Genomic DNA, 26,554 nt, shown 5'->3' with positions numbered 1-26,554 from the left:
CCGCGCCCACGGGACGCCGTGCAACCCGACGAGACCCTGCAGGCGTGGGAGCTGGACACCACCCGCGCCCCCACCGCCACCAAGATCGTCGTTGCGGGCGGTTTCGGCGTGGGCAAGACGACCTTCGTCGGCTCGGTCTCGGAGATCACCCCGCTGCAGACCGAGGCGCTGATGACCCGGGCCAGCGAGGACACCGACGACCTCGCCGCCACGCCCGACAAGGTCACCACGACCGTGGCGATGGACTTCGGCCGCATCACGCTCGACGACGACCTGGTGCTCTACGTCTTCGGCACGCCCGGCCAGCAGCGTTTCTGGTTCATGTGGGACGACCTGGTACGCGGCGCGATAGGCGCCGTCGTGATGGCCGACACGCGGCGGCTGCCGGACTGCTTCCCGGCGCTCGACTACTTCGAGAGCTGCGGGCTGCCCTACATCGTCGCTGTCAACCATTTCGAGGGAACGACCGCCTACGAGGCCGAGGACGTACGAGAGGCCCTCACCGTGCCGCCCCACGTGCCGGTGGTGATCATGGACGCCCGCAATCGCGTCACGGTCATCGAGTCGCTGCTCGCGCTCGTCGCCCACGCCCTCGAAGCCACCCCCGAATAGCCTCCCGAACATCTACGGAGCACCCCTTCATGCGGAAGATACTCATAGTCGGCGCCGGCCAGTCCGGACTGCAGCTCGCCCTCGGCCTCCAGTCCCGGGGCTACGAGGTCACCCTGATGTCCAACCGCACGGCGGACGAGATCCGGTCCGGCCGGGTCATGTCCACCCAGTGCATGTTCCACACCGCGCTCCAGCACGAGCGGGACCTGGGCATCAACTTCTGGGAGACACAGGCCCCGAAGATCGAGGGTCTCGGCGTCTCGGTGGCCGGACCCGACGCGAGCCGTGCCATCGACTGGGTGGGCAGGCTCGACGGCTACGCCCAGTCCGTCGACCAGCGCGTCAAGATGGCCGGCTGGATGGAGACGTTCGCCCAGCGCGGCGGGCAGCTCGTCATCCACGGCGCGGCCGTGTCCGACCTGGACTACTTCTCCCGCACCTACGACCTGGTGCTGGTCTCGGCCGGCAAGGGCGAACTGGTCTCCATGTTCGGCCGGGACGCCACCCGCTCCCCGTACGCCGAACCGCAGCGCGCGCTCGCCGTCGCCTACGTCCACGGCCTCGGCCCGCGCCCCGAGCACCCCGACTACGATGCGGTGCGCTGCAACCTGGTGCCGGGCGTCGGTGAGCTGTTCGTGATGCCGACCCTGACGACGTCGGGCCGCGCGGACATCCTCTTCTGGGAGGGCATCCCCGGCGGTCCGCTCGACGTCTTCCAGGGCGTCAAGGACCCCTCCGAGCATCTCGCGCTGACGCTGGAGCTGATGGAGAAGCACACGCCGTGGGAGTACGCGCGGGCCACGAAGGTCGAGCTGACCGACGCGGCCGGCACGCTCGCCGGCCGTTACGCCCCCACCGTGCGCAATCCCATCGGCCGCCTGCCCGGCGGTGGGCTGGTGCTCGGCGTGGCCGACGTGGTCGTGGCCAACGACCCGATCACCGGCCAGGGGTCCAACTCGGCCGCCAAGTGCGCCGCGTCGTACCTCGCCTCGATCACCGAGCACGGCGACAAGCCGTTCGACGAGGCGTGGATGCAGGCGGCGTTCGACCGGTACTGGGAGACGGCGCAGCACGTCACCAAGTGGACCAACGCGATGCTGGGAGTCCCTCCGGAGCACGTGTTGAACCTGATCGGTGCGGCCGGTCAGCTCCAGCCGGTCGCGAACCGGTTCGCGAACGGGTTCAACGACCCGGCGGACTTCGAGAACTACTTCTACGACCCGGAGAAGGCCGGTGCCTACCTGGCCGAGGTCGCGGGCGCCCAGGGCGCCTGACGGCGTCCCCATTCGCCGCCGCCGCCGTCGTCCCGTCCCCTCCCGCCGTCATTCCGGCGGGGCCGGCGTGGCTGGCGTGGCCGGCGGTACGGAACCGGCCGTGCCGTCCGTCCTGCTCGTACCGCCTGTTCCCGCCGCCCCGCCGCCGGGCAGGGGTCGCGGCGCCTTCGGCAGGGATCCGAGGGCGGCGACGTCCTCAGGGGACAGCGTGGCGAGCACCGCCGCGGCGGACTTCAGCCGTGCGGTCGTGGTGGCCTGGGAGTGCTGCTGCCCGGCCGCCAGCGCGAGTTCGGTGTCCAGGGCCGCGCGTGAGGCGGTGGCCAGCTCCCGGGCCCGCCGCTCCACGGCCTCCAGGCGAGACATCGCCGCCAGCCGTCCGGTGGCGACGCGCTCGATCAGATGCCCCTGTTCCAGCGCCTGTTCCGGATCGGGCGCGAGCAGCAGCCGCAGGTAGGCGGAGAGTTCCGAGGTGCCCTGGTACTGCTGGCGTGCGATCCACCCGGCGTCGGCACGGCTGACGGCGAGCGCCCGGCGCGCCGCGCCGAGCTCGCGGCCGAGCCGTGCGGTCTCGGCGCGCTGCTTCGTGAGCGCCCGTGCGGTGACGCGGTACGTCTTCTCCGCCTCGGACGCCTGCCGGTACAGAGCCCCGAGATGCGTCAGCACACCCTGCAGGCCGACCGGCGCGCCCGCGCCCGCCGTGGGCCCGCCGTCCCCGACGAGCGCCTCGACCACACCGTCCCCGAGATCACCGAGCACCCGGTCGACGGCGCCGCCCGCCTCGCGGCCCCTCTCGCCGCCGGGAGCGGGCGCCACGGCACCGGGTGTGCCACCGGGAACGGGGTCGGCGGCGGCCGGGTCCCCGGCGACGGCTGTCGCGGCGACGAGCGCCACCGCGCAGACCGTACGCAGCATCCTGCCTGACACACCATCACCTCCGCCTCGCGGGGCGGCCCCTCCTCCCCACGACGTGAGCATGCGCCCCAGCCGCCGCGTGGGCCCGCCGAGTCGTCGCATCGGCGCAACACGGTCATCCGTCGCGGCACAGTGCACGCGCGGCGCGGCGTGGCGACGGGCCCCCGGCGGTGTCCGTCAGTCCACGGGCAGGGCGTAGCAGACCGATCCCCGTGGTGTCCGTCAGTCCACGGGCAGGGCGTAGAAGACCGAGCCCCGGCGGGCGAGGACCCGGCGGTCCCCGGCGGCCATCGCCGCGTAGCGCGGCGCGGCCTGCTCCTCGGCCTCCGCGGCGCCCGCCTCCTGGAACTTCCACAGGCGTCGGCCGTCACGCGCGGAGAAGGCGGTGAGCTGTGCGGCATCGCCCGCCAGAACGGTGCGGCCGCTGGTGCTCAGGGCCGTCGAGGGCGTCTCCCGCCACACCGGGGCCTCGGTGGAGCGCCGCCACAGCTGCCGGCCGGTGGCCGTGTCGACGGCGCACACCTGCTGGTAGCGGTTGGCGACGTACAGGGTCGGGCCGCGCAGTACGGCCGTACCGAAGGCGAACTCCCCGCTCTCGCCGCGGGTGTCGGCCGCGGCGACCCGCCACTGCCGCTTGCCGTCCGGCCCTGAGTACGCGTGCAGTTCGCCGCCGGACGCGGCGTAGAGCCGGCCCGCGGCGTCCCCGGTGACGGCGGCGGTCGGGCCCACCGCGCCGAGCGGAACGGACGCGAGCGGCTTGCCCGTACCGCGGTCCAAGGCGAGCAGCACGGTCTTGTTCCTCGCCGCCTTGCGCTGCGCGGGGGTGAGGGTGTTGCCGTCCTGCCGTACGAGCACCTCTCCGGAGCGTGCCGCGACCAGCTGGTACAGCGGGGTGTACGGCGGGCGCCCGTCGGGGACGCGCGCCCGCCACAGCTGTCTGCGCCCGGCGAGGTCGTAGGCGATCACGTACGTCTCGCGTACGTCCACCTTCCTCTTGCGCTTCTTGACGGTCTTCTCGACCGTCTTGCGCACATGGCCGGTGAACCAGACGGTGGGGCCGTCGGCTCCCATGACGTTCCCGATCGTGAGGCTCTCGCCCGGCCGCGCCAAGGTCGCCTTGGCCACGCGGTGTCCGGTCCTGCCGTCCTCCGCCGACACCCACAGCAGGTGGTCGGCGGTGTCCACGAGACAGAACGTGGTGTCCACCGGCACGGGCCGGGAGGCGGCCGCGGCCTCCGCCAGCTCCCATCGGCGTCGGCCGGTGCGCAGATCGACGCCCGTCATCCGTTTGCCGTCCGTCACCAGCAGCAGCCGGTCGCGCCACACGGCCGCCCCGACGGGACCGTCCCCGGCCGCCGGATGCTCGTACCGCCACAGCGGATCGGGCGCGAGTCCGGCCATACGGCTGGGCCGCGGGGCGGGCGCGGGAGTGCCCGTACCGGCTTTGTCCTCGGTGTCCCCGCCGAGGGCGTACACCGCCCCGCCCCCGACGACGAGCCCGGCGACGCCTGCCGCCGCCGCGACGAGCAGCCCCCGCCGCGCGATGCCGGTGTCCTGCTCGGTCCGCGAAGCGGTCCCGCCCGCGAAGGGCACGACGGCAGGCAGCGCCGGCACCGCGGGCGCGGTGTGGTCGCTCACAAGGGGGGTGGTGTCGCGCACGCCCGGCGCCCCACGACGCCGCACGAGCACGGTGGCCCGATCCCCGAGGTCGCCCGCGGCGGGGTGGGCGGGGTTGTTGCCTGCGCCCGCGGCGGGGTGGGGCGTGTCGCCTGCCAATGCGGCGGGCCGGGCGGCATCCGGTCCCCTTGCGGCGGGGTGGTGGTGTGTGGCCGCGTGGGCGGTGCCGTCCGCCCCGGCGGCGTCGGCGTGGGGGTAACCCGCGTCCCTGGCCGGGTCGGTTGTGCTCGCTGTACCGGCGGTGGGCTGAACGAACGTCCCCGCTCCCGTGGCCGCGTAGGCGGCGCCATCCGCCCCGGCGGCGGGCCGAGGGGTGCTTGCCACCCCTTCGGTTCCGGCTGCGCCTGCGGCGGCCCGGTCGGCGCCACCCGCCCCCGCGGCAGGCTGGACCGGGCTTGCACCGCCCGTGGCCGGGCCGGCCGTGCTCCCCGCCCTCGCGGCGGCCTCGTCGGCGTGTCCCGCCCCCGTGGCTGTGCGGCCTGGGCTGCCCCCGCCCGTGGAACGGTCGGCCGGGAGCCCGTCCGGTTCGCTGCCTCCGCCCGTGGCCGGGCCACCCACGGACGCGCCGCCCGTGGCCGGGCCACCCACGGACGCGCCGCCCGTGGACCCCACGGCCCGGGTGCGCGCCGCGTCCGCGTTGCCCGTGGCGAGTGCCCTCGCCTTCGCCTCCTGGGCCGCAAGCGCCGACGTCACCGGGGTCGGGAGCCAGCCGTCGCGGGCCAGGGCTGCCGCGCCCTCCAGGGCGAGGTCCGCCGCCACCTTTCCGGCCAGGGGGCGTTCGGCGGGAAGCTTCGCCAGGCAGGACGCCACGACCGGGCGCAGTCGCTCCGGCACGCCGGCCAGTTCCGGTTCGCCGTGCGTGATCCGGTCCGCGTCCGCGAGCGGGGTCGTCCCCGTCGCCGCGTAGGCGAGGAGCTGGCCGAGGACGAACATGTCCGACGCGGGTCCGGGCTGGGCACCCGTGGCCTGTTCCGGCGTCAGATAGCCCAGCCTGACCGTCAGCTGGCCGTCCGCGTCCGCCTCCGCGACGACCGCGGCACCGAGAGCGCCGAGCGCCGTCAGACGCGGGCCGTCCGCCGCCAGCAGCACCGTGTCGGGCGAGAGGCTGTGCAGGACCATGCCGGTGGCGTGCACCCGGGACAGGGTCTCGTCGAGCGCCGCGCCCAGGATCCGTACAGCGCGTTCGGACAGCGGGCCGGCGAGCGCGATCGCCTGCCGCAGGGTCAGCGCGGGGACGTACGGGCTCGCCGTCCACAGCTGCGGCCCGTCCACGTCCGACGTGACCGGCTGGACCCAGCCCCCGGCCAGCTGCTCCGTCCTGCGGGTCTCGTGCCGGAAACGGCGCCGGAACACGGGCGAGGCGGCAAGCTCGGGCCTGACGAACGCGACCACGGACGCCTCCCCGTCCGGCCCCAGCGCCAGGAAGCGGACCGAACTCGCCGACTCACGCACACGCGCCAGCGTGCGGTACGGACCGATCCGGGCCGGATCGTCCGGCAGCAGCGGCTCCATCGCGACATCCCCCCTGGTGACACGGTCCCGTGATCCTATGGCGTGCCCTTCGGCTTCGACCAGGGCCACCTCGGCTCACGCCGCTGCACGCCCTCCGGCGCGTACTCGTACATCCAGCCGCGCTGCAGGCCGAGGCGTTTGGTGTAGCCGGACGGGACCCGGCGGTAGGCGTGGACCGTGGGCGGGCTGCCGTCGTCGTGCGGGACCGGAATCGTGTACCACTTCGGGGGATGGCCCGTGGGGCCCACCAGCACCGGCAGTACGCGCCCGTCCATCGGGCCGCCGACGAAGGGGGTGTTCTCGCTTCTCACCGCACCAGTGTCACAGCAGATGCGACGCCTCGGCCACGACCGGCAGCAGGCGGCGGGCCAGCGTGCCGACCGCGCCGTCCGCCGTCTCCTGCGCCACCAGGTCCGCGACCGCGGCCGCGGTCTCCTCGTCGGTCGTGGCCGTCGCCACGAGCAGGGCGATCAGATGGTCCACCAGCCAGTCCCGCATCTCGGCGGCGGAAGGCTGCTTGCCGTCGTCGATCCAGATCAGCGACGCCGCCTCGACGGCCGCGATCCAGGTGCGCACCATCATCCGCAGCCGGGACCCGGCCCCTTCGGCGCCGAGATGGATCAGGATCTGCTCGGCCGCGGACCGCCGTACCTCGTCGACGATCGATGTCGTGCGCGAGGTCTCGACGACGCTGCCGCCGCGCAGCAGAGCGCTGAATCCCGTGTCGTGCTCGTCGACGAAGACGAGGTAGCGGTCAAGGACCCGGGCCAGCCGGGCGGTCGGGGGCCCGGCGGCCGGTTCGGCGAAGCAGTCCTCCAGCCGGTCGGCGGCCGAGCGCAGCGCCGCCTCGTACAGCTGCTGCTTGCCGCCCGGGAAGTAGCGGTAGACGAGCGGCCGGGAGACACCGGCCGCCTCCGCCACGTCATCGAGCGAGATCTCGTCCGGCGGCCGGTGCGCGAAGAGGGAGAGCGCCGCGGCGAGCAGCTGCGCGCGGCGCTTCTCGACGCTGAGCCGTCGGTACGCCCGGGCCGCGGGAGCAGGACTGGTCATGCTCCGCAGCGTAACCGCAGCCCGCGCCGCCCTACGCGAGAAGGCCGGAGCTCTTCCACAGCCTGCGGCCCGCTCCGCGCAGCACGCCGATGTCGTCCAGGAAGTCGGTGAGCCGCCGGGCGCCCGCCTGCATGACCTGCCGCCGGTGACCGCTCGCCCGCACCTGGGCGACGGCCTCGCGCCGGTCGAGGCCCACGTTGTCGTACACCTTCGGGTTGACGAAGCAGACGCTGAAGACGCGGGCGGCCTCGCCGCAGCTCAGGCGCGTGAACTCCTGCTCCCAGCGCGGCGCCGTCACCATCTGGCGGCGCAACTCCTCACGGGCGTACCGCACATGGCGGGCCTCCTCCACCACATGGATACGGGTGACACCGCGCACCAGGGTCTGCACCCGCTCGTCCGGGAAGGTGAGGCGCTGCATCCAGTCGAGGATCTCCTCGCCGAGGAGCGTCGCCGCGAAGGAACCGGGTGTGGTCGAGACGGTCTTCAGCACGCGGGCCAGGTTGTGGTAGATCCGCGGAACGGGGTAGGCGGGGGCCTCGGCCTTACGGATCATCTTCGCGAACATCATCGAGTGCCGGCACTCGTCGGCGATCTCCGTGAGCGCGTAGCGGACGTGGTCGCTGGTCAGGGACTTGTCATAGATGTGGCGGACCAGCAGCTGCATCAGGATGATCTCGAACCAGATCCCGAGCGAGGCGAGTGACGCCCCTTCGTGCCGGGCCAGGTCCATCCGCTGCTCCTCGGACATCCGGTGCCAGAGCGGGGTGTCGTAGAGCGAGACCAGCTCCGGCGGCCAGAACCACTTGCCGTCCTCGATCGGCGCCGCCCAGTCGAGCTCCTTCTCGGGGTCGAAGGAGTGCTTCGCGGAAGCCTCGAGCAGCCGGGCGGCGACCTGCTCGCGGTCCCGGAGGGGGCCCAGTGCGTCGCGCAGCAGCTGCACATCGTGTTCGGTCACGGTTGTCATGGCTGAGGACACCTCGCGAGGGGGGTTGCCGGTCGTCAACCGTTATGAGACTGCTCGTCAGCAAGCTCGTCAATCCCTCGTGCGCAACTTGTTGACTATCCGTCTATCAGCGTGTGAGCCTGCCAACTGTCCTTGCACATCGGTGAGTCGAAACGGGATACCAGGCGAAGGAGCCGCCAGTGTCGACGTACGAGCGCTACACGCAGCCACCCGCGAGCCCCCTCTGGCAGGTCCCGGCTTCCGGTTCGGCACGCTTCGCGTGGGACTACGACGACGGGCGCGACCGGCTGCTCGCCCTGTACCAGAAGGGCAAGGACAAGCAGTGGGACGGCGCCAAGCGCATCGACTGGGACCTGGAGGTCGACCCGTACGACGCCCTCGGCACACCCGACGAGGCGCTGACCCTCCACGGCACCCGGCACTGGGCCAGGATGACCGACAAGGACAAGGGCGAGCTGCGCAGGCACTACACCTCCTGGCAGTTCAGCCAGTTCCTCCACGGCGAGCAGGGCGCCATGGTCTGCGCCGCGCGGATCGTCGAGTCCGCCCCCGACCTCGACGCCAAGTTCTACTCCGCCACGCAGACGATGGACGAGGCCCGGCACGCCGAGATCTACGGCCGTTTCCTGCACGAGAAGATCGGCATGCTCTACCCGATCAACGACAATCTGCAGAGCCTGCTCGGCGACACCCTGCGCGACTCCCGCTGGGACATGCCCTACCTCGGGATGCAGGTCCTGATCGAGGGCCTGGCGCTGGCCGCGTTCGGCATGATCCGCGACACCACCAGCAAGCCGCTGCCGAAGCAGATCCTGGCGTATGTGATGCAGGACGAGGCCCGTCACGTGGCTTTCGGACGGATGGCGCTGCGCGACTACTACCGGCAGCTCACCGATGCCGAACTGCGCGAACGCGAGGAGTTCGTGATCGAGGGCTGCTACCTCATGCGCGACCGCCTGCGCGGCGTCGAGGTCCTGGAGAACTTCGGCATCTCGCGCAAGGAAGCGGAGGAGTACTCGGAGCGGTCCGAGTTCCTCCACCTCTTCCGCAAGCTGCTGTTCAGCCGCATCGTGCCCTGCGTCAAGGACATCGGACTGTGGGGCGAGCGGCTGCAGAAGGCGTATCTGGACATGGGCGTCCTCGAGCTGGGCGACGCCGGACTGGAGCTGCTGATGAGCCAGGACGAGGAGGTGGCCGAACAGCTCGACCGGGAGCGGTTCGCGGCCGAGGAGCAGGCGCGGGTGACCGAGGTGACGGACGCGATCGCGGAGGGCGCTCAGCTCTCTGGTCCGTGAGCCGGTGCAGGCCTGGCGGCCGGCTGGGCGGCTGACAGCCGGGCCGGTCAACGCGAGATCGTCGATCACTCTTTCGATGGGTCGATGCGGCATCTCTGCTGGGTACGCTGAAAGCGCCAGGCAGACTCCGTCGCATGGGAGCAATCATGAGCGCCGCACGCGAGTACGAACTGGATGACCAGTTCCGGTGGCCGCTTCCGCCGGCCGACGGATGGACGGCGGACGACCTCGACAGGCTTCCGAATCTTCCTCCGCACACGGAGCTGATCGATGGGATCCTTGTCTTGATGAGTCCGCAGACGCGGTTCCATTCGCGCACCATCCACTTCCTGGTGCAGGCGCTGACGGACCAGGCGCCGGAGCATCTTGAGGCCATCGGCGAGATGACCATGAGGATGGACAGCAAGAACCGGCCCGAGCCCGATGTGCTGGTGGTTCCGGTGGACGCCGACGCAGGCCCGCGGGAAACGTGGTTCAAGCCGCAGGACGTCTTTCTCGCCGTCGAGGTCGTTTCCGCCGACTCCGTCGAGCGCGACCGCGAACTCAAGCCCCGCAAGTACGCCCAGGCCGGCGTCCCCCACTTCTGGCGCGTCGAGGAGGACGAGGGACTGCCGGTCGTCTACGTCTACGAGCTCGACCCCGCGACCCGCGCCTACGCGTTGAGCGGGATCCACCGCAAGCAGCTCAAGGTCGACCTTCCGTACCCCATCGACATCGACCTCACCGCGGTCAAACGGCGGCTTTGAGTTCCCCCACCGGCGGCGGGAACGACGTCCGCAGCGTGAACGCATACTCCGTCGGCCCGTGTTCCCGTACGTACCGAAGGCGCTCCTCCGCCTCCCGGACCGTCGGGCGGTGGCCGGCCGGGACCCACCACAGGGTGGTCATGACCTCCTGTATGCGCTCGAAGAACTCGTGGCGCCGCGCCAGGAGTTCGCGGTGCGTCCCCTGGTACATGAACGCCGTCAGCGCGTTCGTGTCGCGCCACAGGGACATGTTCACCATCATCATGTCGTCGCCGAACACCCGCATGTCCTTCGCGTCGCCCGTCGCGTCCTGCATGCGCCACACGAAGCCGTCGGCCGCGTCGGCGACCGCGTTCACCGGGTCGAGGTTGTCGACGAAGTCCTTCAACTGCGCGGAATCCAGCGGGTGTTTGAGCCGGGCGATGTTCACCTGAGCGAGTTCGTGTGCGGTCATGGCCGCACAGTAATCAGCCGCTCCTCGGCCGCAACCGCCATTTCGACCAGTGAGACGTCCGCCCCGCGCGCCGCCACCAGTTGGAGCCCGACGGGGCAGCCGTCGCTGGTGAAACCCGCCGGGATGCTTGCCGCCGGATGGCCGCTCAGGTTGAACGCCCAGGTCAGCGCCGTGGAGTAGACATCGGGGCCGGGGCCGTCGTGGCCGTGCGGGCGGTTCGGGGTCGCCGGGGTGAGAAGGACGTCCGCCCCGGCGAACAGGGCGTCGAGCCGCCGGTCGTTCTCCTCCCGTACCGCCGCCCCCGTCGCCGCCCGCCCGGCCCGCACCGCCGACCACGCGTCCGCCGGGTCCAGCAGGGCCGGATCCCCGCCCACCGGGCGTACGACCCCCGCCCCCACCAGCCGGTCCACCGCGGCGCGTGCCACATCGGCCACCTCCGGGTCCACAGCGGCGAAGCCCAGGTCCGGCGACCACACCGCCCGCAGCGGGAGGTCCACGGGGGCCTCCGCGTGGCCGTCGAGCACACAGCGCAGATACGCCCGCGCGTCCGCGGCCCTCGGCGTCAGCACACCGGCCGAGGCGAGCCCGGTGCGGTCCGGCGACGGCAGCAGCCCGTTGGTCGTCTTCAGGCCGAACACCCCGCACCACGCCGCCGGGATGCGCACCGAGCCCGCCCCGTCGCTGCCGGTGGCCAGCCGCGCCATCCCCGCGGCGACCGCCACCGCCGAGCCGGCCGACGAACCGCCGGGGGTGCGGTCCGCGCGCCAGGGGTTGCGGGTGGGGCCGTGCGCGCCGAGGCCCCAGGTCTGCCAGTACGTGCCGGGGCCGGGCACCGACGTCGACCCGACCGGGACCGCGCCCGCCGCGATCAGCCGGCGGGCCGCGTACGTGCGGGCCCCTCCCGCGTCCGAAGGGCTACGGGGGCGGATGCCCGACCGCCCCTTCACCGCGAACGGCAGCCCGGCGAGCGGGAGCCCGGGATCGACCGCGCGGCACTGCGCACGAGCCCGCTCGTCCCAGACCTCGACGAAGGCGCTGAGCGCGGGATCGAGCCGTCCGATGGTCTCCAGTGCCTGCGCCACATCCATGCCGTCAGTGTCGCAGCGCCGCCTCCATCACCGCGCGGGCGATCGGCGCCGCGCTGCCCCCGCCGCTGATCACCTCGCGGTCCGCCGCCGCTTCCTCCACGACCACCGCCACGGCGACCGCGGGCTGTGCCGCGTTGCGGTCCTGCGCCCAGGAGATGAACCAGGCGTACGGCGTACCGGTGTTGCCGACGCCGTGCTGGGCCGTGCCGGTCTTGCCGCCCACGATCGCGCCGTCGATCGCCGCGTTGGTCCCGGTGCCCTCCTCGACGGCCTGCACCATCAGACGCCGCAGCCGCATCGCCGTGGCCGGGTTCATCGCCTGCCGGTAGGCCCGGGGGCCGTACTGCGCCACCGGATAGCCGTCCGCCCGGGTCACCCGCTCGACCAGATACGGACGTCTGAGGGAACCGCCGCCGGCGACGGCCGCCGAGACCATCGCCATCTGCAGCGGTGTGGCGGTCGTGTTGAACTGCCCGATCGAGGAGAGCGCGAGCTGGTCCACGGACATGTCGGTGTCGAAGTTCGACCGCGAGACCGCCGCCGGGATGCGCAACCCCGCGTCGTTGAAGCCGAACCCCGCGACGGCCTCCACCATCCCCGACAGGCCCACACGCGCCCCGAGCCCGGCCATCACCGAGTTGCACGACCACTGGATCGCGTACGCGAGCGAGGCGTTCTCGCACCCCTCGGCAGCGTCGGGCAGCCTGGTGCCGGTGCCGGGCAGGACGTACGGGTCCGGGGTGCGGGTCGGCGCGTCCACGTCGTCGACCACGCCCGACTCCAGCGCCGCCGCGGCCGTCACGATCTTGAACGCGGACCCCGGCGGGTACGTCTGCCGGATCGCCCGGTTGAGCATCGGCCGGGTGGGGGCGCCGTTCAGCCGAACCCACGCGTCCGCGGCCTCCTCCCCTGAGCCCGCAAACTCACCGGGGTCGTACGAGGGGCTGCTGACCAGTGCCAGGATGCGGCCCGTGGCGGGCTCGACCGCCGCGACGGCGCCCCGGCGCCCGTGCAGCCCCTCGTACGCGGCCCGTTGCATCGCTGCCCGGACGGTCGTGACGACCCGTCCGCCGGGCGTGCGGCCGCGACTGAGGTCGTTCCAGAGCGGCAGCCGGGAGAGCAGCGGGTCGGTGCCGGAGAGGATGCCGTCCTCGATGCTCTCCAGCAGCGAGGTGCCGTACGTCTGGGAGGCGTAACCGGTGACCGGGGCGTACAGCGGGCCGTGCGGGTAGGTCCGTTCGTACCGCAGTCGGCCGCCCGTGTCCCGGGAGCCGGTGACCGGCCTGCCGTCGACGACGATGTCACCGCGCGGGTCGGCATAACGGGCGATGGCGGTACGGCGGTTGGCCGGGTTGTCGACGAGGGAGGGACCCTCTACGAGGTGCACCCGTGCGGCGTTGACGAGGAGCGCGGCCAGCAGCAGCACGCAGAACGCGGCGGCGTGCCGCATGCAGCGGGTCACCGGCCGACCGCCGGTTCCGCGACGACGGCGCCGGGCTCGGCGGCCCTGGGTCCCGGTGCCCTCGCCGAGTCGCTCAGGCGGATGAGCAGGGCGACGATCACCCAGTTGGTGACGACGGACGAGCCGCCCTGGGCCAGGAACGGCATCGCCATGCCGGTGAGCGGGATCAGCCCCGTCACACCGCCCGCGATGACGAACACCTGGAGCGCGAGGATGGAGGAGAGCCCGACGGCGAGCAGTCCGCCGAACGCGTCGCGCAGGGCGAGTCCGGCGCGGTAGCCGCGGGCCACGAGCAGCGCGTACAGCAGGATGAGGGCGGTCAGTCCGACGAGGCCGAGCTCCTCGCCCGCAGTGGCGAGGATGAAGTCGGACTTGGTGGCGAAGCCGATGAGGACGGAGTGGCCGAGTCCGAGGCCGGTGCCGAGCAACCCGCCGGTGGCGAAGGCGAACAGCGACTGGGCGAGCTGTCCGGGCCCCTGTCCGGCCTCGATGCTCGCGTACGGGTCGAGCCAGTCCTGCACCCGGCCGTGGACGTGCGGTTCGAGCGAACCGACGGCGTACGCACCGGCCGCTGCGAGCAGCAGACCGACGGCGATCCAGCCGATCCGGCCGGTGGCCACGTACAGCATCACGACGAACAGCCCGAAGAACAGCAGCGAGGTACCGAGATCCCGCTCCAGGACCAGGACGCCCACGCTGAGCAGCCAGATCGCGAGCACCGGGCCGAGCACGCGCCCGGCGGGCAGCCGGAGCCGCCACAGCCGCCGCCCCGTGTGCGCGAGAGCGCCGCGGTTGGCCGCGAGATACGCGGCGAAGAACACGGCGAGCAGCACCTTCGCGAACTCGCCCGGCTGGATGGACAGTTCACCGGCGCGGATCCAGATGCGGGACCCGTTCACGGCGGGGAAGAGGATCGGTGCGCAGAGCAGGGCGAGGGCGGCGACGACACTGACGTACGCATAGCGCTGGAGCACCCGGTGGTCGTGGAGGGCGACGGCGGAGGCGATGAACAGGGCGACGCCGAGTGCGGACCACACCAGCTGGGTGGGCGCGGCGACGTCGCCGGGGGTCTCCAGGTCGAGCCGGTAGATCAGCACCAGCCCGATGCCGTTGAGCAGGACGGCGATCGGGAGGAGCAAGGGGTCGGCGTAGGGGGCGCGCCGGCGTACGGCGAGATGGGCGAGCAGGGAGAGGAGACCGAGGCCGGCCCCGTATCCCACCGTGTCCGGGGGCACGGCGCCCTGGCGGGCGAGGCCGACGGCCACATAGCCGTAGACAGAGATGAGGACGGCGCAGACGAGGAGCGACAGCTCCACGCCCCGCCGCTTGGCGGGGCGCGGTTCGGGCGGTTCGGGCTCCGGCTCCGCCGTCGTTGCGGTCATGCCACGCAACGTAGCAAGCTGTAAGAGTATTTGCCCCTTTATGTCAACGGTGGGCCCGGCCTGTGGTCGCGGACCGTCACCACCGTGCCGTCCACGACCAGTTCGACCGCCGGGCGCCCGTGCCTCATCGGGCGGTACGGGCTCGCCTTCCCCGGTCTCCTCGCGGGGGCGGACCGGGCGGCGGGCCGACGGGGCAGACTCCGGCACGGCCGCACCGGGCGGTCACCGGCCCGTCGGCTCATTCGCTCGGGCGCACCGTTTGTCCGCCTGCCGGCTGTCCGGCCGACGGCGCGGAAGAGGCCTGCCACTGGAGCTGCTCCGCCTGCTCGGCCGTGAGCCGCTGCTCCGCGCCGCAGAACGTGCACTGCGTCGCGTACTTCGTCGAAATGGGGAACAGCGGCACGAAGAACAGCGTGAACTTCGTGACGCGCTTACGGAGCGTGTGCGCCGACGGGTTGCCGCAGTGGCCGCACACCAGCGTCAGGATCGCCAGTTGGTACAGATAGCCCTTGGTGCCGAAAATGATCATGTTCCGATTCCCTCCGTAGAGGTCCAGCATCGCGCACGCGCCGCCATGGGCGCGCCCCGGGGCCATGACGTACGCGAGGCCACGGGCGCGGGCGGTCAGGAGCCCGCGGCGTACGCGGGACGGCCGGCGTGCGGCGGTCAGGAGCCGCCGACAGCCGGGGTCGCGGGCCGTCAGGAACCGCCGACAGCCGGGCGGCGGGCGGTCAGGGACCGCCCGTGACCGCCTGTCGGCACAGGCTCAGCAGCCGCTCGTCCGTGAAGATGTCGTGGCCGTCCGCCCCCGCGTCGATTGCGTTGTGCCGTCGTACGGACAGCAGTTCGCCGTCGACCAGCCGGTCCGCGCCTTCGGCGCCCCGCGTCGTCATCTCCGCGAGAGCCGCCGCGACCGGCACCCGGGAGTGCGGCAGCTCGCCCCAGGCCCGGCGCAGCACCGGCCACGCCCGTCCCGGGTCGCCGCTGACCCGCCACAGTGCCGCGGCCGACTCCACCCGCGTCCACGGCTCCGCCGACCACAGCAGCCCGCCGAGCGGGTGCGCGGCCGGCGCGCCGGCCGGCCCCAGAGCGCCGAGCACCGCGGCGGCCGTGCGCCGGGCCCCCAGGTCGGGCCCGTTCAGCACGGCGCACAGCACCGGCAGCACGGCATCGGCATCGCCCTCGATCGCCCACAGCGCCCCCGCGGCCCGCGCCGTCAGCGCGGCCGGGAGTCCCGTGTCGCCGGGCCGCCCGCCGTGCGGGCCGGCGATCAGCCGGCGCAGCTCCGGCACGGCCTCGTGCGCCGCGGGACCGAACGCGGTCAGCGCCCGCAGCGCCGACTCGGTCACCCACTCGCGCCGGTACGCGGGAGCGCCCCGCAGTACCCGCAGCACCGCGGGCACGGCCCCGGGGAGCGTGTCGGCCGCCCGCAGCACGGACAGCCCGTGGAGCAGCGGTCCGGCCTGTTCGTGGAGCGTGTCGTCGAGCGGTACGCGGGCCAGCCGGTCGCACAGAGCCGGTCCGAGCGGTGCCGCCGCCGTGCCGAGCCGGTCCAGCGACCGGCCCAGATCCCTCGGCGCCTTCTCGCGCTCCAGGATCCGCGCCAGTACGGGCACGACCCGCGGGTCGCCCGCCCGCACCAGCGCCATGACCGCCGCACCGAGCGTCGGCGGCCCGGCGTCCCACTCGCGCACCCAGCCGTGCGGCTCGGCCGCCACCCGTTCCATCAGCGCGTCCGTGGCGGGTGTGGCGAGCTGGAACAGACCCTTGAGCACCACGGCGGCGGCGTCGCCGAGCCGCGGCTCGGGATCCGCGAGTTGCTCGCCGATCAGACCCACCAGCTCGTCGTAGGCACCGCGCAGCGTCCGCAGCAGCGCCTCGCTCATCCGTACACCGTCGATCCGCTGGCCCCGGTCCGGGCTGCACAACTGGTCGGCCACCAGCGCGATCCGGTCGTCCACCCGGTCGCCGAGGCCCGCGTGGAGCGTGCGCAGCAGGTCCGCCGTCCACGGCGCGACCCGGCCCGCGACGGCGGCCGCCCGCATCTCCCGCTGCGCCCCCGGCACGGGCGGCGCCGGCATCTCGGCGGCCGCTGCCACCACCACGGGCTCCGCACGCAGTTCCCGCAGCAGCCCCGTCACCCACGGCACCACGTCCGCGGGCAGGGCGGCGGGCGCGCAGCGGGCGAGCTGGGCGATCGCGCCCAGTCGCAGGCCCGCGCAGTAGGCCGGGCCGCCGATCTTCATCAGCCAGGCGACGACCTCGGGCGTCAGGCACTGGTGCCGCAGCGCTATCCGGCCCGCCGCGTCGATGAAGGCGAGCCGTACCTCGTTGTCCTCCTCCTCGTCGAACCTCTCCCGCAGTTTCCCCAGCACCCGCACGGGGTCGCTGTGCAGCGTCGCGAGGGCGAGCGGGGCCGCGAGCCGCACCCCACGGTCGTGGTCCCCGGCCAGGGGCAGGAAGACGTCGGCGCCCGCGGTGACGGCGGAGGCCGCCATCGCGTAGTTCGCCGCCCCCTCGAACTCCTCGTCGTCCGGGTCCAGTTCGTCGTCGCCGTCCAGATCGATGCCGCCGATGCTGGTGAGCAGCTCGACGATGCCGCCCCGGTCCTCGACCGTGGGGTCGGCCACCAGCTCCATCAGGAACGGGATGCACGCGAGCGTCGAATCGTAGACGTCTCCCTGGTGGTGCACCGCCCCGTACATCGCGTCGAGCGCGTGCTCCCGCTCCTCGGGATCCGCGGAGGCCAGTCCGCGCAGTAACTCCGGCACATCGTCTGCCGGGCCGTAGGCGTGCGCCAGAGAGGCCCAGTCGACCTCGTCGATCCCCGCGAACACCGTTGCCCCCCTCCCAAGAACTCCTGCATCGTCCTTGTGTCTGGGGAGAGTGTGCCCCACGACCCGGACGGGGCGACCGGTATCACGCCGCTTGTCGGACCGCAGGATGTTGCCCCCGGACGCCATGGCTGCTCCCATGGTCAGGGGTGGTGGTGTCATGCAGGGACTGAGGGTGACGCCCGCACGGGCAGGGGGCCGTAACAGGCTGTACGTGAATCTTCCGGGCGGCCCTACCGTCGCCTGGTACGACCCCGACAACGGCCGGATCAGTGTGGTTCTGGAGCGGTACAGGGACGACGCGCTCGCGGCGCTCGCCCCCTATACGACCGGTGACCTCACCGTCGGGCCGCCGCCCGTCCCCTCCTCGGCGGAGCTGGCCCGGCTCGCCCTGCACCCGGACGACGACCTGGCGCCCAACCGCCCGGGTGAGGCCCTGTACGCCGAGCTGGACCCGCGGCCCCCACCGGGCCTGCCCCGGATCCGCAGGGATCCCCGCCGTGCCGACCTGGCGGCCCAGCAGCGCCTCGGCGACGCGCTGGACCGGCTGGAGGGTGCTGGATGGCGGACCGTGCACTGCGTACCGCTGCCCGGTGCCGACCGGATCGACCACCTCGCCGTCGGCCCCGGCGGCGTCCTCGCCGTACGCGCCCTCGCGGCGCAAGGCACCCGGGTCCGCGTCGCCGGACCCGTGGTGCGGGTGGGCCGCGGACCGGCGAACGGATACGCGGCGGCGGTGCGCCGCCGGGCCGAGCGCGCCGCCCACGCGCTGGCCACGCCGGTGCGGCCGGTCCTGGCCGTGGTGGGCGCGGCGCGTCTGGAGACGGAGGCCGTCCCGCAGGATGTCCGCATCCTGCGGGACGACGAGGTGGCAGCGCTGGCACGGCTCGGCGGGGTGCTGAAGCCGGCCGAGGTCGAGGCGCTGTACGCGATGGCACGGGACAGACGCACCTGGCTGGCGGTCTGAACCGCGCGCGGCGCCCGGTGAGGTCGCGCCGTCAGCGGAGGTTGTCGCCCCAGCCGCCCTGCAGCATGGTCTGGAACGCCCACCGGCCCTCCTGCCGGATCAGGATGTCCGCGTACCGCAGGTGCTGCGTCCGCCCCTCCATGGTCATGGTCGAGTCCGTGAAGACCACGGCCATGGCGGGCGAGAGGAGCACCGGCGTCCGTACCGACTCGAACGTGATGTCGTCGCTGCCGTCGCCCATCACCTGCGTCATCGTCCGCACGAACTGCTGCCGGTCCCACTGCGCCGAGGCGCCGTTGCCCGCCGAGTCGTCGCTGACCAGGTTGAGCGGGAAGACGGCCATGTCCGCCATGCGCTCGACGTCGCGCTTGGCGCTCACCGCGTCGTAGGCGGCGAACCACTCCTGGATGCTCGCCAGCTCCTCGGCGGTCGGGATGTATCCGGTGTCGGGCAGTCGCGTCACTCTGTCTCCTCGGCTCATCACATTTGACTGGTGCCTCGTCCCGAAGTGCTGCCCGCCGGGACTCCTAGTCAAACTTGATTAATCCGACTCCGGTGAATCCATCTCCTCGGGAAGTCGCAGCCGGGCCACCGTCGTGACCGTGTGCCGCGTCGTGCGCTGCTCCACCTCCGCCGTCAGCCCCGGCTCCACCGTCCGGTAGCCGATCTCGCCCAGCCCCGGCGCGATCGCGGTCCCGGTCCCGACCCCCACTCGCCCGGTGAGCGCCACCGCGGCCTGGGACCGCAGCGCTGGGGGAAGCGGGCTGGAGACCACCGGGGTGTCGTCGTCCGGCAGCACGAGCACCAGCGCCGCGGGCCGCGCCGCTCCGCCCGTGAAGCCCACCACGGCCGCGTCCCGGCTGCTGGTGTGCCGCAGCTTCCGCCACGCGCGCGCACCGCTCCGGTAAGTCTGGTCGAGCCGCTTGACCACCAGTCCCTCGACGCCGATCGCGGGCAGCGTCTCGAACCAGGTCTCCGCCTCCGTCACGTCCAGCGTCATCGGCACCGGCTGGAGCGGCGGCCCGAGCGGCCCCACCAGCGCCACCAGCCGCTTCCGCCGCTTCGCGTAGGCCAGCCGCCGCAGGTCCTCGCCGCCCTCGGCGAGCAGATCGAAGGCGGCGTACGAGGCGGGCAGGGAGCGCGCGAGCCCCGGTGCCCGGCCCGGGGTGGCCGCGGCCCGCCTCTGCACGGCGGCGAAGTCCGTACGCCCGTCGCGCCACACCACCACCTCGCCGTCGAGCACCGTGCCGTCCGGCAGCCGCGCGGCCGCCTCGGCGAGATCGGGGAACGCGGCCGTGACGATCCGTCCCGACCGGGCCTGGAGCAGCACCTCGCCACCCACTTGGAAGACCACCATCCGGTGGCCGTCGAACTTGGGCTCGTACGCCAGGCCCGCTTCGCGTGGCAGCACGGTCACCGACTCCGCCGCCGCGACCTTCACCGGCGGCCTGGGCACGCTCACGGCAGGCGCCCGGCGCCGTCCGGGTCGGTGAGCGGGCCGAGCAACTCCCCGTACCGGTCGAGCCGCGCCGCGATGTCGCCGAGGCGGAAGGCCAGGCCGCGCCGCGCCTCCACCTCCTCCCACGTCACCGGCGCCGACACCGTCGGCTCGGGGCGGGCCCGCAGGGTGTAGGGCGTGGCGGTCGTCTTGGCGGCGGCGTTCTGGCTGTGGTCGACGAACACCTTCCCGGGCCGCAGCGAGCGCGCCATCCGGTGCAGAACCAGCCGGGGCATCGCCGCCTCGCCCTCCTTGGCCAGCGCCCTGGCGTACGCCGACACCGTCTCGGACGGTGTCGGAACCAGTGGTACGAGCAGATGCAGCCCCTTGGCGCCCGAGGTCTTGGCGTAGGCGTCGAGCCCGTCCGCCGCCAGCCGCTCGCGCAGCCACAGCGCCACCTCGCAGCACTCGGCGACGCCCGCGGGGACGCCCGGGTCGAGGTCGAAGACCATGCGGTCGGCGACGGCCGGCTTCTCGGCACGCCACTGCGGCGTGTGGAACTCGACGACGAGGTTGCTCGCCCACACCAGCGACGCCAGATCGTCCACGACCACCTGGCGGGCGCCGGGATCCTCCGACCGTGGGACGGGGGCCGTGCGCACCCAGTCGGGTGTGCCCGGCGGCGGGTTCTTGGTGAAGAACACCTGCCCGTCGGGGCCGTCCGGATACCGCAGGAAGGAGACGGGCCGGTCCTGGAGGTGGGGCAGTATCGCCTCGGCCGTGACGGCGTAGTAGTGCAGGATCTCGCCTTTGGTCGTCCCGGTGGCGGGGTGGATGACCTTCTCCAGATTGGTGAGCGCCAGCCGCCGCCCATCCACCTCCGTGATCGGCGTCATACGATGAGAATCCCACGAATCCCGGACGGAAGGGATGAAACGTGCGATCCATCTGGAACGGTGCGATCTCCTTCGGACTGGTCAGCATCCCGATCAAGCTCGTGAACGCCACCGAGAACCACTCGGTGTCCTTCCGGCAGATCCACGAAGCCGACGGCGGCCGGATCCGCTACCGCAAGGTGTGCGAGCTGGAGGAGAAGGAGGTGACGAACGCCGAGATCGGCAAGGCGTACGAGGACGCGGACGGATCGATGATCCCGATCACCGACGAGGATCTCGCCTTCCTGCCGCTGCCCACGGCGAAGACGATCGAGATCGTCGCCTTCGTGCCCTCCTCCGAGATCGATCCGCTGCAGATGGACGCGGCCTACTACCTGTCGCCCAACGGAGTGCCGGCCGCCAAGCCGTACACGCTGCTGCGCGAGGCACTCAAACGCAGCGACAAGGTCGCCATCGCCAAGTTCGCCCTGCGCGGCCGGGAACGGCTCGGCATGTTGCGGGTCGTGGGCGGTGTGGTCGCCATGCACGGCCTGCTGTGGCCGGACGAGATCCGCACCCCGGAGGGCGTGGCGCCGCAGGCCGACGTGACCGTGCGGGATGCCGAACTCGACCTGGCGGACGCCCTGATGGACACGCTCGGCGAGGTCGACATCGAGTCCCTGCACGACGACTACCGCGAGGCGGTCGAGGCCATGATCGCCGCCAAGGTGGAGGGCGGGGTCACGGCACCGGAGATGGAATCGCCTGCCGAACGCGCCGGAGGCAAGGTCATCGACCTCATGGCGGCACTGGAGAACAGCGTGCGCGCGGCGAAGGAGGCGCGGGGCGAGGAGGAGGTCGCCGAGGTCACGCCGATCAAGGGCCGGGCCGCGCCCAAGCAGTCCGGGACGAAGAAGTCGACCGGGCAGGCCGCGAAGAAGACCCCGGCCAAGAGGGCGGCGACGAAGTCCACGGCGAAGACGGCGAAGACGGCGAAGAAGGCGGCGTCGAAGAGCACCACCAAGTCGACCTCGAAGACGGCCTCGAAGAGTGCGTCCCGGACGGAGTCCAAGCCCGCGGCCAAGAAGACGGCGTCGCGCAGGCGCAGTTCGGCGTGACGGCTCTCAGCGCCTCAGTGCGGGTCTTCGTCCGCGACCCGTACGACACCGGACAGAAGAAACAGGCCGCCCTGGTGAAACAGCTACGCGCTGTGGTGTCGACCGTCGTACCGGTCAATGTGATGCACCAGAAGATCGTCGTCATCGACGAGCGCACGGTCCTCCTCGGCAGCCTCAACTCCCTGTCGCAGAGCCGTTCACGCGAGGTCATGCTCACCATCCACGGCGGCCATTTCGCACGCAGGATCCTCACCCACGAACATGCGGAGGACTTCGCACGGCCGCCGCGTTGCGGGGCGTGCCAGCTCGACGAGGTGGACCTGCGCCGCCGGAAGAACGGGGACTGGCGCTGGCGGTGCTACAACCGCGCGTGCCCCGCGCGAAAGGGATCCCGCGGCTGGGAGACGCCAGTGCGTTTCACCGCACGCCACCGGACATGACGGCCCGGCAGGGCCCGGGACTGCGGCACGGAGCGTGCCCGACGCCTCGCATAAACTGACTTCGGGCCATGGGCCGTTCACGTCCGGAGCGACGGCACGCAGGCCGCAAGGGGGAGACGCAGCACCATGGAGCCACTGAGGGACGACGACCCGAAGACGATCGGGGGCTTCGCCCTCGTGTGCCGCATCGGGTCCGGCGGGATGGGCCAGGTGTTCCTCGGCGAGTCCGTGGCCGGACACCAGGCCGCCGTGAAGGTCATCAAGCCCTCGGTGCTCGACGAGGACACCCGTGCCCGCTTCCTGTCCGAAGTGGAGAGCCTGCGCACCGTGTACGGTCCGTTCGTCGCGGCCTTCGTGGGGGCGGACGCGGGCGCGGATCAGCCCTGGCTGGCGGTGGAGTACGTGCCCGGACCGGATCTGCGCACCTTCGTGTCCGGGCACGGTCCTCTCCCGCTCGCCGAGACCGCGAGCCTCGGGGCGCTGCTGGCCGAGGGGCTCGGCACGGTGCACGAGGCGGGCCTGCTCCACCGGGACCTGAAGCCGCAGAACATCCTGCTGGCCGAGTACGGCCCCAAGGTGATCGACTTCGGTCTGGCTGTCTTCGCGGAACGCCGCACCACCCTGACGGCCACCGGCTTCGTCGTCGGCAGCGTGTTGTGCATGCCGCCGGAGCAGGCCCGGGGCGAGCACCAGTTGGACCGGTCGGCCGATGTCTACGCGCTGGGCGCGGTGCTGCTGTTCGCGGCGACCGGGCACTATCCGTATGAGGGGCCGACTTGGCAGTCCGTCGCTCTGAAGATCGAGGATCCCGAGACCCGTCCGGACCTGACCGGTCTGCCGTCGGAGCTCGCGCCCCTGATCACGGACATGCTGGCCGTGGACCCGACGGCCCGGCCCGCTCTTCCTCAGGTCATCGAGCGGCTTGTCCGCGTCATCCGCGGCCTGGGCCTGACGGCGCTGCAGGCCAAGCGCCGCCTTACCGACCTGACTCCTGAGATCGTCGTGCCTCAGCTCCCCGCACCCGCCTTCGAGGCCGGAGCCGGTGAGCCTGCCTACACGCCGAGCGCCGTCGATGTGGCAGCGACCGAGGACGACGAGGAGGCGGGTGTGTCGGCGCCGGCCGGAGCGGAGCCACATCCCGTCGACGGCGACCCCGGCGAGGAACCCGAGGACGCCGTCCCGTCCGTCGTGGCCGCCGGGCAGGGCGGGCCCCCGCCCCGGGGCCGCGGCGCCACCGGAGTCCGCCCCACCGCACCCCTGCGGATCGCCGAACGGATCCGTGCCGCCTACGCACGTGAGGCGCGCTTCTGAGGTGTGACGCTGCCCCTTCTCCAGGCACGCACGGCCGCCCCCGCCGCCGTGACAGACTTGCCGTCGCAGGGCTGCGAGGCGCAGGGCCGCACGCGCAGGGGACGACGGAGGGATCGCGGGTGACCGACCAGGGGGCGACGCAGGGGGAGACCCGGTTCCCGCCGGGTGCGCAGATCCTCGTCCGTGACGAGGAGTGGCTCGTCCGCAACACCGTTCCCACCGACCACGACGGCGAGAAGATCGAAGCGGTCGGCGTCTCCGAGTTCGTCCGCGACGAGGAAGCGGTCTTCTTCAGCGGGATCGACGACGTGGAGCTGCTCGACCCGGAGAAGACGCGCCTCGTCCCCGACACCTCCTCGTACTTCCGGCGCAGCCGCCTCTTCATCGAAGCCGTGCTGCGCAAGACGCCGCTGCCGCAGTCGGAGCGGGGCCTGGCGCTCACCGACCGCTTCCTGCTCGACCCGCTCGTCTACCAGCAGCGCCCCGCCGAACTCGCCCTGTCCATGCGCAACCTCCGCCCCCGGGTCCTGATCGCCGACGTCGTCGGCCTCGGCAAGACCCTGGAGATCGGCCTGACCCTCGCGGAGCTCATCCGCCGCGGCCGGGGTGAGCGCATCCTGGTCGTGACCCCGCAGAGCATCCTGGAGCAGTTCCAGCACGAGCTGTGGACGCGTTTCTCGATCCCGCTCGTGCGGCTCGACTCCCTCGGCGTCCAGCGCATCCAGCGGGAGATCCCGGCGGGCCGGAATCCCTTCACGCACTACAAGCGCGTGATCATCTCCGTGGACACGCTCAAGAACATCGGCCAGTACCGGCACCACCTGGAGCGCATCCGCTGGGACGCGGTCGTCATCGACGAGTCCCACAACCTGATCAACCCCGGCAGCCAGCGCCGTGCCCTCGCCGAGATCCTCGCCCCGCGCACGGACGCCCTGCTGCTCGCCAGCGCCACCCCGCACAACGGCGACAAGCGCTCCTTCGCCGACCTGATCTCGCTGCTCGACCCGGCCGCCATCGCCGACCCCGACCACTACGACCCGGCACAGGACCTGGGACACCTCTACATCCGGCGGACCAAGGTCAGCCCCGAGGTGCGGGACGAGATGGGCACCGAGTGGCCCGACCGCGGCCCCACCGTGTCCCTCCACTGCGCCGCCACGGAGGCGGAGGAACGGATCTTCGCCGAGCTGGTCGAGCACTGGCTCCCCGCGCCGCCGGCGAGTACGGACTTCGGCACGGCCGACCAGGACCGCACCTCGGTCGCCACCGAGCAGCTCTTCGCCTACAACCTGCTCAAGACGTTCCTGTCCTCCCACATGGCCCTCGGTGAGACGGTCGCCAACCGTATCGCCTCGCTCGGCGACCGGGTCCGCAAGGCCGAGGAGAAGGGGTTGCGGCCCGACCCGGCCATCGCCCCGGAGCAGGCGGCCCTGGCCCGGCTGCGGGAGATCGTCGCGGGCATGGGCGACGGCACCGCACCCGGCGACTCCGCCAAACTCGACGCCCTCGTCGAGCAGTTGAAGGAGATCGGCGTCGGCCCCCGGTCCACCACCCGGGCCGTCGTCTTCTCCGAACGCGTCCGCACGCTCACATGGCTGTCCGAGGTCGTCCCCGCCCGTCTGGGCTTCCCCGTCGGCGCGGACGCCACGTCGAAGGCCGTCACGGTCATGCACGGCGGACTCAGCGACGACGAGCAGAACAAGGTCCTGGAGGCGTTCGGCCTGGCCGACAACCCGGTCCGGCTGCTGTTCACCGGCGATGTCGCCTCCGAGGGCGTCAACCTGCACCGCCAGTGCCACCACCTGATCCACTACGACATCCCGTGGTCGCTGATCCGCATCGAGCAGCGCAACGGCCGTATCGACCGGTACGGGCAGAAGCACGAGCCCCAGTTCCGGGCGCTGATCCTCACCTCCGCCGTCCCCGGCGCCAAGGACGACCGCACGGTCGCCGAGAAGTTGCTCCTGCGGGAGGAGGAGGCGCACAAGCTGGACGGCACGGCCGAGGCCGTGTCCGGTTTCTACCGGGCCGAGGAGGAGGAACGCCGGCTCATCAGGGAACTCGTCCGGGGCGGCACGGTCGAGGAATTCCTGGAATCCGCCCCCGCCGACGACACCGCGCTCGCCGACCTGTTCGGCCAGGTGGGCACGATCACCGAGCACGAGCTGCCCCCGCGCGCCGAGCTGATCTCCCTCTTCGAGGGCGACACGGCCGACTTCGTCTCCACCGCCCTCGACGAGGTCTACGAGGAGCGCGCCGAGGACCTGATCGGCCTGTCGTCCGGCAGCGACGCCAAGGGCGGCGCGTACTTCTCGCTCTCCCCGGCGATGGCCCCCGACCTGCTCCACCGCCTCAAGGCGCTGCCGCCCTCCTATCTCAAGGAGCAGCGTGTCGCCGAGCGGATGCTGGTCACCTTCGATCGCACGCTCGCGCAGCGCAAGCTCACCGAGGCCAGGGACAGCAGCAGCACCATGTGGCCGGAGGTCTCCTTCCTCACCGACATCCACCCGGTGGTGGAGTGGCTGACGGACAAGGTCCTCGTCGAGTTCGGCCGGCAGGAGGCTCCGGTCATCACCACGCCCCACGTCGACGGACCGGTGTTCCTCGTCCAGGGCATTCACTCCAACGCACTGGGCCGCCCCACCGTCGTGCGCTGGATGGCCGTGACCGGCCTCGACGCCGATGGCACCGGAACACCCGAGGTGCGCCCCATGGCGGACGCGCTGCGCGACGGGAAGGTCGGCCCCCGGCTCGCACGTACCGGCGGGCCGCGCGATCTGGACCGCCTCCAGGCCCTCGTCCCGGCCGCCGTCGCCGCCGCACGCGCACACCTGGAGGCGGGGAGGGCCGCGTGGGAGGAGCAGATCAGCGAGCCCCTCGCCGGCTACCGCGACCATGTCGCCCGGTGGCGTACCGACTCGCTGCTGCCCGGCATCACGGGCCGCCGCGAACGCCTCGTCGAGGAGACCGCCGACGAACTGGCCCGGCTGCTCGACCAGTTGCACACCACCGGCCGTCCGCTGCTGCGCGTCCTGGCCGTCCTCGATCGCCCTGGCGACCCGGACGCCCCCGACGCCGGTTCCGCGACGGCACCTGTCGCCATCGACTCTCACCCGTCCGACGCCCAGGCGGAGATCTGA

General features: G+C 72.5%; 23 protein-coding genes. 9 read left to right on the top strand and 14 right to left on the bottom strand.

The genetic code is table 11. The annotated features are described in order from the left end of the window. The first annotated feature begins 18 nt into the window (after positions 1-18). Together ACH5AF_RS11930 and ACH5AF_RS11925 are read left to right on the top strand one after the other, a co-directional pair. A complete protein-coding gene (locus ACH5AF_RS11930; protein WP_398901476.1) occupies positions 19-612 on the top strand; it encodes a GTP-binding protein in 594 nt (197 codons plus the stop codon). A 29-nt stretch (positions 613-641) separates the two neighbouring features. Beyond that, complete coding sequence (locus ACH5AF_RS11925) at positions 642-1,886, top strand: styrene monooxygenase/indole monooxygenase family protein (RefSeq protein ID WP_398901427.1); 1,245 nt, start codon at positions 642-644, stop codon at positions 1,884-1,886. 48 nt (positions 1,887-1,934) lie between these two features. On the opposite strand, the gene ACH5AF_RS11920 is transcribed toward ACH5AF_RS11925, so the two are convergent. The 5 genes from ACH5AF_RS11920 to ACH5AF_RS11900 form a co-directional block, all read right to left on the bottom strand. Continuing rightward, complete coding sequence (locus ACH5AF_RS11920) at positions 1,935-2,810, bottom strand: coiled-coil domain-containing protein (RefSeq protein ID WP_398901426.1); 876 nt, start codon at positions 2,808-2,810, stop codon at positions 1,935-1,937. 210 nt (positions 2,811-3,020) lie between these two features. Continuing rightward, the gene (locus ACH5AF_RS11915) at positions 3,021-5,987 is read right to left on the bottom strand and encodes a PQQ-binding-like beta-propeller repeat protein (RefSeq protein WP_398901425.1); all 2,967 of its coding nucleotides are present in this window, start codon (positions 5,985-5,987) and stop codon (positions 3,021-3,023) included. A 35-nt stretch (positions 5,988-6,022) separates the two neighbouring features. Further along, on the bottom strand, positions 6,023-6,298 hold the full coding sequence (locus ACH5AF_RS11910) for a hypothetical protein (protein ID WP_398901424.1): 276 nt from the start codon (positions 6,296-6,298) through the stop codon (positions 6,023-6,025). 10 nt (positions 6,299-6,308) lie between these two features. Then, positions 6,309-7,037, bottom strand: a complete 729-nt coding sequence (locus tag ACH5AF_RS11905) for a TetR/AcrR family transcriptional regulator (RefSeq protein WP_398901423.1) — start codon at positions 7,035-7,037, stop codon at positions 6,309-6,311. 31 nt (positions 7,038-7,068) lie between these two features. Beyond that, a complete protein-coding gene (locus ACH5AF_RS11900; RefSeq protein ID WP_398901422.1) occupies positions 7,069-8,004 on the bottom strand; it encodes a diiron oxygenase in 936 nt (311 codons plus the stop codon). 179 nt (positions 8,005-8,183) lie between these two features. On the opposite strand from ACH5AF_RS11900, the gene ACH5AF_RS11895 reads away from it, so the two are divergent. Both ACH5AF_RS11895 and ACH5AF_RS11890 read left to right on the top strand, forming a co-directional pair. Continuing rightward, positions 8,184-9,299: a ferritin-like domain-containing protein gene (locus ACH5AF_RS11895; protein WP_398901421.1), complete on the top strand. Its 1,116-nt coding sequence runs from the start codon at positions 8,184-8,186 to the stop codon at positions 9,297-9,299. Positions 9,300-9,445: 146 nt separating this feature from the next. Beyond that, a complete protein-coding gene (locus ACH5AF_RS11890) occupies positions 9,446-10,045 on the top strand; it encodes a Uma2 family endonuclease (protein WP_398901420.1) in 600 nt (199 codons plus the stop codon). On the opposite strand, the gene ACH5AF_RS11885 is transcribed toward ACH5AF_RS11890, so the two are convergent. The 6 genes from ACH5AF_RS11885 to ACH5AF_RS11860 all read right to left on the bottom strand — a co-directional run bounded on the left by ACH5AF_RS11885 (position 10,029) and on the right by ACH5AF_RS11860 (position 17,268). Further along, complete coding sequence (locus ACH5AF_RS11885; protein WP_398901419.1) at positions 10,029-10,499, bottom strand: DUF3291 domain-containing protein; 471 nt, start codon at positions 10,497-10,499, stop codon at positions 10,029-10,031. The genes ACH5AF_RS11890 and ACH5AF_RS11885 overlap by 17 nt on opposite strands. Continuing rightward, positions 10,496-11,587 (bottom strand): amidase family protein, encoded by a 1,092-nt coding sequence (locus ACH5AF_RS11880; RefSeq protein WP_398901418.1) that lies wholly within the window; start codon positions 11,585-11,587, stop codon positions 10,496-10,498. The genes ACH5AF_RS11885 and ACH5AF_RS11880 overlap by 4 nt, the downstream gene beginning before the upstream one ends. A 4-nt stretch (positions 11,588-11,591) precedes the next feature. Next, positions 11,592-13,049, bottom strand: a complete 1,458-nt coding sequence (locus tag ACH5AF_RS11875; RefSeq protein ID WP_398901417.1) for a penicillin-binding transpeptidase domain-containing protein — start codon at positions 13,047-13,049, stop codon at positions 11,592-11,594. Continuing rightward, the gene (locus tag ACH5AF_RS11870) at positions 13,046-14,431 is read right to left on the bottom strand and encodes an FtsW/RodA/SpoVE family cell cycle protein (RefSeq protein WP_398901416.1); all 1,386 of its coding nucleotides are present in this window, start codon (positions 14,429-14,431) and stop codon (positions 13,046-13,048) included. The genes ACH5AF_RS11875 and ACH5AF_RS11870 overlap by 4 nt, the downstream gene beginning before the upstream one ends. A 238-nt stretch (positions 14,432-14,669) precedes the next feature. Continuing rightward, positions 14,670-14,960 (bottom strand): zinc-ribbon domain-containing protein, encoded by a 291-nt coding sequence (locus tag ACH5AF_RS11865; protein WP_398901415.1) that lies wholly within the window; start codon positions 14,958-14,960, stop codon positions 14,670-14,672. A gap of 202 nt (positions 14,961-15,162) precedes the next feature. Further along, a complete protein-coding gene (locus ACH5AF_RS11860; protein ID WP_398901414.1) occupies positions 15,163-17,268 on the bottom strand; it encodes a PBS lyase in 2,106 nt (701 codons plus the stop codon). Positions 17,269-17,425: 157 nt separating this feature from the next. Between ACH5AF_RS11860 and ACH5AF_RS11855 the strand changes: the two genes are divergently transcribed. Next, positions 17,426-18,232, top strand: coding sequence for an NERD domain-containing protein (locus ACH5AF_RS11855; protein WP_398901413.1), 807 nt, complete (start codon positions 17,426-17,428; stop codon positions 18,230-18,232). Between the two features lie 31 nt (positions 18,233-18,263). On the opposite strand, the gene ACH5AF_RS11850 is transcribed toward ACH5AF_RS11855, so the two are convergent. The 3 genes from ACH5AF_RS11850 to ligD all read right to left on the bottom strand — a co-directional run bounded on the left by ACH5AF_RS11850 (position 18,264) and on the right by ligD (position 20,566). Next, positions 18,264-18,695: a nuclear transport factor 2 family protein gene (locus tag ACH5AF_RS11850; RefSeq protein ID WP_398901412.1), complete on the bottom strand. Its 432-nt coding sequence runs from the start codon at positions 18,693-18,695 to the stop codon at positions 18,264-18,266. Positions 18,696-18,773: 78 nt separating this feature from the next. Continuing rightward, the gene (locus ACH5AF_RS11845) at positions 18,774-19,694 is read right to left on the bottom strand and encodes an ATP-dependent DNA ligase (protein ID WP_398901411.1); all 921 of its coding nucleotides are present in this window, start codon (positions 19,692-19,694) and stop codon (positions 18,774-18,776) included. After that, entirely contained in the window at positions 19,691-20,566 is an 876-nt protein-coding gene (gene ligD / locus ACH5AF_RS11840) for a non-homologous end-joining DNA ligase (RefSeq protein WP_398901410.1), read from the bottom strand. The genes ACH5AF_RS11845 and ligD overlap by 4 nt, the downstream gene beginning before the upstream one ends. Positions 20,567-20,607: 41 nt before the next feature. Here ligD and ACH5AF_RS11835 point away from each other — a divergent pair, with 41 nt between their 5' ends. The 4 genes from ACH5AF_RS11835 (at position 20,608) to ACH5AF_RS11820 (ending at position 26,554) form a co-directional block, all read left to right on the top strand. Further along, entirely contained in the window at positions 20,608-21,663 is a 1,056-nt protein-coding gene (locus ACH5AF_RS11835; protein WP_398901409.1) for a Ku protein, read from the top strand. Continuing rightward, positions 21,660-22,103, top strand: a complete 444-nt coding sequence (locus ACH5AF_RS11830) for a phospholipase D-like domain-containing protein (RefSeq protein WP_398901408.1) — start codon at positions 21,660-21,662, stop codon at positions 22,101-22,103. The genes ACH5AF_RS11835 and ACH5AF_RS11830 overlap by 4 nt, the downstream gene beginning before the upstream one ends. Positions 22,104-22,229: 126 nt before the next feature. Then, a complete protein-coding gene (locus tag ACH5AF_RS11825; RefSeq protein WP_398901407.1) occupies positions 22,230-23,414 on the top strand; it encodes a serine/threonine-protein kinase in 1,185 nt (394 codons plus the stop codon). Between the two features lie 119 nt (positions 23,415-23,533). Continuing rightward, positions 23,534-26,554: an SNF2-related protein gene (locus tag ACH5AF_RS11820; protein WP_398901406.1), complete on the top strand. Its 3,021-nt coding sequence runs from the start codon at positions 23,534-23,536 to the stop codon at positions 26,552-26,554.

Origin of the sequence: Streptomyces sp. NPDC018833, from assembly GCF_044390825.1 — a bacterium.
Classification (GTDB): Bacteria; Actinomycetota; Actinomycetes; order Streptomycetales; family Streptomycetaceae; genus Streptomyces.
Note: the sequence above shows the minus strand (reverse complement) of the source record. Positions and strands in the feature narration are given on the sequence as shown.

Bases quoted from the DNA above. Each gene is read 5' to 3' on its own strand.
- ACH5AF_RS11925 (WP_398901427.1), top strand. From the start codon at position 642: ATGCGGAAGATACTCATAGTCGGCGCCGGCCAGTCCGGACTGCAGCTC.
- ligD (WP_398901410.1), bottom strand. From the start codon at position 20,566: ATGACGCCGATCACGGAGGTGGATGGGCGGCGGCTGGCGCTCACCAAT.
- ACH5AF_RS11890 (WP_398901420.1), top strand. From the start codon at position 9,446: ATGAGCGCCGCACGCGAGTACGAACTGGATGACCAGTTCCGGTGGCCG.
- ACH5AF_RS11885 (WP_398901419.1), bottom strand. From the start codon at position 10,499: ATGACCGCACACGAACTCGCTCAGGTGAACATCGCCCGGCTCAAACAC.
- ACH5AF_RS11870 (WP_398901416.1), bottom strand. From the start codon at position 14,431: ATGACCGCAACGACGGCGGAGCCGGAGCCCGAACCGCCCGAACCGCGC.
- ACH5AF_RS11915 (WP_398901425.1), bottom strand. From the start codon at position 5,987: ATGGAGCCGCTGCTGCCGGACGATCCGGCCCGGATCGGTCCGTACCGC.
- ACH5AF_RS11825 (WP_398901407.1), top strand. From the start codon at position 22,230: ATGGAGCCACTGAGGGACGACGACCCGAAGACGATCGGGGGCTTCGCC.
- ACH5AF_RS11855 (WP_398901413.1), top strand. From the start codon at position 17,426: ATGCAGGGACTGAGGGTGACGCCCGCACGGGCAGGGGGCCGTAACAGG.
- ACH5AF_RS11905 (WP_398901423.1), bottom strand. From the start codon at position 7,037: ATGACCAGTCCTGCTCCCGCGGCCCGGGCGTACCGACGGCTCAGCGTC.
- ACH5AF_RS11880 (WP_398901418.1), bottom strand. From the start codon at position 11,587: ATGGATGTGGCGCAGGCACTGGAGACCATCGGACGGCTCGATCCCGCG.
- ACH5AF_RS11900 (WP_398901422.1), bottom strand. From the start codon at position 8,004: ATGACAACCGTGACCGAACACGATGTGCAGCTGCTGCGCGACGCACTG.
- ACH5AF_RS11865 (WP_398901415.1), bottom strand. From the start codon at position 14,960: ATGATCATTTTCGGCACCAAGGGCTATCTGTACCAACTGGCGATCCTG.